This is a genomic window from Pseudomonas sp. GD03858 (genome assembly GCF_029840925.1).
Lineage (GTDB): Bacteria > Pseudomonadota > Gammaproteobacteria > Pseudomonadales > Pseudomonadaceae > Aquipseudomonas.
Window position 1 is genome coordinate 1 of record NZ_JAOCDM010000198.1, and the last position, 4179, is coordinate 4179.

General features: G+C 65.0%; 5 protein-coding genes. 4 read left to right on the plus strand and 1 reads right to left on the minus strand.

What is annotated here, in order from left to right; translation table 11 throughout:
• The first annotated feature begins 29 nt into the window (after positions 1-29).
• Genes N5D48_RS25820 through N5D48_RS25835 form a run of 4 tightly spaced genes read left to right on the plus strand, consistent with a single transcriptional unit; the run spans position 30 to position 3523 of the window.
• The gene (locus N5D48_RS25820; RefSeq protein WP_279888948.1) at positions 30-749 is read left to right on the plus strand and encodes an ABC transporter permease subunit; all 720 of its coding nucleotides are present in this window, start codon (positions 30-32) and stop codon (positions 747-749) included.
• Entirely contained in the window at positions 746-1456 is a 711-nt protein-coding gene (locus N5D48_RS25825; RefSeq protein WP_279888949.1) for an ABC transporter permease subunit, read from the plus strand. The genes N5D48_RS25820 and N5D48_RS25825 overlap by 4 nt, the downstream gene beginning before the upstream one ends.
• A 16-nt stretch (positions 1457-1472) precedes the next feature.
• The gene (locus N5D48_RS25830) at positions 1473-2717 is read left to right on the plus strand and encodes an FAD-binding oxidoreductase (RefSeq protein WP_279888950.1); all 1245 of its coding nucleotides are present in this window, start codon (positions 1473-1475) and stop codon (positions 2715-2717) included.
• Positions 2718-2740: 23 nt separating this feature from the next.
• Positions 2741-3523 (plus strand): amino acid ABC transporter ATP-binding protein, encoded by a 783-nt coding sequence (locus N5D48_RS25835; protein WP_279888952.1) that lies wholly within the window; start codon positions 2741-2743, stop codon positions 3521-3523.
• Positions 3524-3549: 26 nt separating this feature from the next.
• Here the strand turns inward: N5D48_RS25835 and N5D48_RS25840 are convergent, their stop codons facing one another.
• Positions 3550-3789 carry a hypothetical protein gene (locus N5D48_RS25840; protein ID WP_279888954.1) on the minus strand — a complete coding sequence of 80 codons (240 nt, stop codon included), beginning with the start codon at positions 3787-3789 and terminating at the stop codon, positions 3550-3552.
• Positions 3790-4179 lie beyond the last annotated feature (390 nt).

A 4179-nucleotide genomic window follows, 5' to 3' on the forward strand; every position in this document is an offset into this window, starting at 1 on the left:
GGATGGCGTGCGCACACAGGGGCTTACCCATGCTCGATCAACTCTCCCTGCTGTCCTTCGCCAGCGGCGGCTGGGGCCAGGCGCTGCTGGCCGGCGCGCTGGTGACCGTGTCGCTGGCCCTGGCCTGCCTGCCCATCGGTCTGCCGCTGGGCCTGCTGGTGGCGCTGGCCGCGCGCTCGCGCAAACGCCTGCCGCGGGCCTGGGCCACCACCTTTTCCACGGTGTTCCGCGGCCTGCCCGAACTGCTCACCCTGCTGATCATCTACTACGGCTGCCAGATCGCCGCGCAGAAGATCCTCGCCGCCCTGGGCTATGAGGGCGAGGTGCTGATCAACACCTTCCTCGCCGCGATGGCCGCCTTCAGCCTGGTGTTCGCCGCCTTCTCCAGCGAAATCTGGCTGATGGCCTTCAAGACGCTGCCCAAGGGCCAGCTGGAAGCCTGCGCGGCCCTGGGCCTGGGCAAGCGCACGGGCTTCTTCAAGGTGGTGCTGCCGCAACTGACCCGCATCGCCTTGCCGGGCCTGTCGAACAACTGGCTGAGCCTGCTCAAGGACACCTCGCTGGTCTCGACCATCTCGCTGATCGACCTGATGCGCCAGACCAACCTGGCGGTCAGCGTGACCAAGGAGCCGATGCTGTTCTACGGTGTCGCCTGCCTGGTCTACCTGTTGTTCTCGGCGCTGTCGGGCAGGGTCTTCGCCCTGCTGGAGCGGCGCAGCAACCGTCATCTGCAAGGAGCCCGCCCATGAGCCCGGAGCAACTGCTGGCCTACGTGCTCGACCCCGACCTGCTGGAGCGCTACGGCGCGCGCTTCGTCGATGGCCTGCTGGTCACCGCCAAGCTGGTGGCGATCTCCTTCACCCTTGGCGCGCTGCTGGGCATGCTCCTGGCCCTGGCGCGCCTGTCGCGCAGCCAGGTGCTGCGACGCCTGGCCGGCGGTTATGTGTACTTCTTCCGCGGCTCGCCGCTGCTGGCCCAGCTGTTCCTGCTGTACTACGGGCTGGGTTCGCTCAAGGGCTTCTGGCAGGACCTGGGCCTATGGTGGTTCTTCCGCGAAGCCTGGTACTGCGCCCTGCTCGCCTTCACCCTCAACACCGCCGCGTACCAGGCCGAGATCTTCCGCGCCAGCCTGATGGCCGTCGCGCCCGGTCAGTACGAGGCGGCCAGGGCGCTGAACCTCAAGCGCTCGACCACCTTCTTCAAGGTGGTGCTGCCGCAGTCGCTGCTGGTGGCCATCGGCCCGCTGGGCAACGAGCTGATCATGATGATCAAGGCCAGCGCCATCGCTTCGCTGGTGACCATCTACGACCTGATGGGCGTGACCAAGCTGGCCTTCTCGCGCAGCTTCGACTTCCAGATCTACCTGTGGGCGGCAGTGCTCTATCTGCTGATCGTCGAGGTGGTGCGGCGCACCCTGAAACACCTGGAGGCCCGCCTGGGCCGCCACCTGAACTGATTGAAGGAACCATTCCATGCATTGCCAGACTCTCGTCCTGGGCGCCGGCATCGTCGGTGTCAGCACCGCCCTGCACCTGCAGGCCCGTGGACGCCAGGTGCTCCTCGTCGACCGCGACGAACCGGGCAGCGGCACCAGCCATGGCAACGCCGGGCTGATCGAGCGCTCCAGCGTGATCCCCTATGCCTTTCCGCGCCAGCTCGGCACCCTTCTGCGCTATGGCCTGAACCGCCAGCCCGACGTGCGCTACAGCCTGTCGCACCTGCCCAAGGTCGCACCGTGGCTGCTGAGCTACTGGCGCCAATCCGCCCCCGCGCGCCTGGCCAAGGCCGCCGCCGACATGCTGCCGCTGGTGCAGCGCAGCGTCGAGGAGCACGATGCGCTGATCGAAGCCGCCGGCCTGCAGGAACTGGTGCAGGCCAAGGGCTGGATCGAGGTATACCGTGATGCCGCGCTGTTCGAACAGGCCAAGCGCGACTTGCCTGGCCTGGCCCGCTACGGCCTGCGGTACGAGATCCTCGAACGCGAACAGCTGCAGGCCCGCGAGCAGCAACTCGATGGCGGTGTGATCGGCGCCATCCACTGGCTCGACCCGAAGACCGTGAACGACCCCGGTGGTCTTACTCGTGGCTACGCCGCGCTGTTCGTCCAGCGCGGCGGGACGTTTATTCACGGCGATGCGTGCAGCCTGCGCCAGGACAGCGGCGGCTGGCAGGTGGACACGCGCCGTGGCGAGGTCAGTGCTGATGAAGTGGTGGCCTGCCTCGGCCCGCAGTCAGCCGATCTCTACGAGCGGCTGGGCTACCAGTTTCCACTGGGGATAAAGCGCGGCTACCACATGCACTACGCGACCCGCGACGGCGCCGAGCTGCGTCATTCGATCTGCGACACCCAGGGCGGCTACGTCCTGGCGCCGATGACCCGCGGTGTGCGCCTGACCACCGGCATCGAGTTCGCGGCCAGCGACGCCGCCGCCAACGAGATCCAGCTGCGCCGCTGCGAGGCCCTGGCGCGCCAGCTGTTCCCAGCCCTGGGCGAGCGCCTGGACGACAAGCCCTGGCTGGGCCGCCGTCCTTGCTTGCCGGACATGCGCCCGGTGATTGGCCCGGCGCCCCTGCACAAGCACCTGTGGTTCAACTTCGGTCACGCCCACCACGGCCTGACCCTGGGCCCGGTCAGCGGCCGCCTGCTGGCGGAGCTGATGACCGGCGAGCGCCCCTTCACCGACCCTGCGCCCTACAGCGCCGCACGTTTCGACTGAACCTTGAGCGGGAGAACAACAAGATGACCGCACCCCTGAGCCTTGCCAGCCTGCACCCTGCCCCCGACCCGCGCCCGGAGCTGATCCGCATCGAGGGCCTGAACAAGCACTACGGCGCCTTCCATGTGCTGCACGATATCGATCTGTCGGTGCGCGAGGGCGAACGCATCGTGCTCTGCGGTCCGTCGGGCTCGGGCAAGTCGACGCTGATCCGCTGCATCAACCGGCTGGAGATCGCCCAGCATGGCAGCATCCGCGTGGCCGGCGCGGACCTGGCCGGCAACAGCCGCGAGGCGGCTCGGGTACGCAGTGAAATCGGCATGGTGTTCCAGCACTTCAATCTGTTCCCGCACATGAGTGTGCTGGAAAACTGTGTGCTGGCACCCATGAGCGTGCGGGGGCTGTCGCGCCGCGACGCCGAGGAGCGGGCGCGGCTGTACCTGAGCAAGGTCGGCATCGAGAGCCAGGCCGACAAATACCCCGGTCAGCTGTCCGGCGGTCAGCAGCAGCGGGTGGCGATCGCTCGGGCGCTGTGCATGAAGCCGAGGATCATGCTGTTCGATGAACCGACCTCGGCGCTCGACCCGGAGATGGTCGCCGAGGTCCTGGATGTGCTGGTGCAACTGGCCGGTACCGGCATGACCATGCTCTGCGTCACCCACGAGATGGGCTTCGCCCGGCAGGTCGCCGAACGGGTGCTGTTCCTCGAGGGCGGGCGGATCATCGAGGACAGCTCGCCGCAGGTGTTCTTCGAGCAGCCCAGGACGGCGCGGGCACAGGCGTTCTTGAAGCAGATCCTGCATTAGTGATTCGTGGCCGGTGCGGGCAATCATCATGCTAAGCCGTAGATCGCGCTCTTCTTGATCTTGATCTTGATCTTGATCTTGATCTTGATCTTGATCTTGATCTTGATCTTGATCCTGATCTTGATCTTGATCTTGATCTTGATCTTGGCAATCGCATGTTCAACCTCACTGTCAACTAGCGTCAGCTGCGCTAGCCCAGGCGCCGCCCGTAACTTCGCGACTTCAGGAGGCCGAACGCAGGACTTGCGGAGGGAGGTGACGGGCATGGATGCCCGTCAAGCGCTGCGCCCCTGGATGGGGCGTTCAGCGCGGTCCTCCCGGGAGCAAGGCCGGAGTGAGGGGACCCGGAGCGAAGCGGAGGGCCGGATGAATGGAGCGCAGCGTTTTTTGGTTACTTTTTGTCGCGTTTGACAAAAAGTGACTCGCCGTAAGGGCGAAAAGGTGACTATGCGTCGATATAGCCAATGAATGCGCTTACAACTATAAAAACCGACGCTGACCGACTTTGACTTTGACTTTGACTTTGACTTTGACTTTGACTTTGACTTTGACTTTGACTTTTAAAGAGTCTGTATTGAAAGTTATATGCGCATTCATTTTCTATGGCGACGCACAGTCACCTTTCCGCCCTTACGGCGGGTCACTTTTTGTCAAAC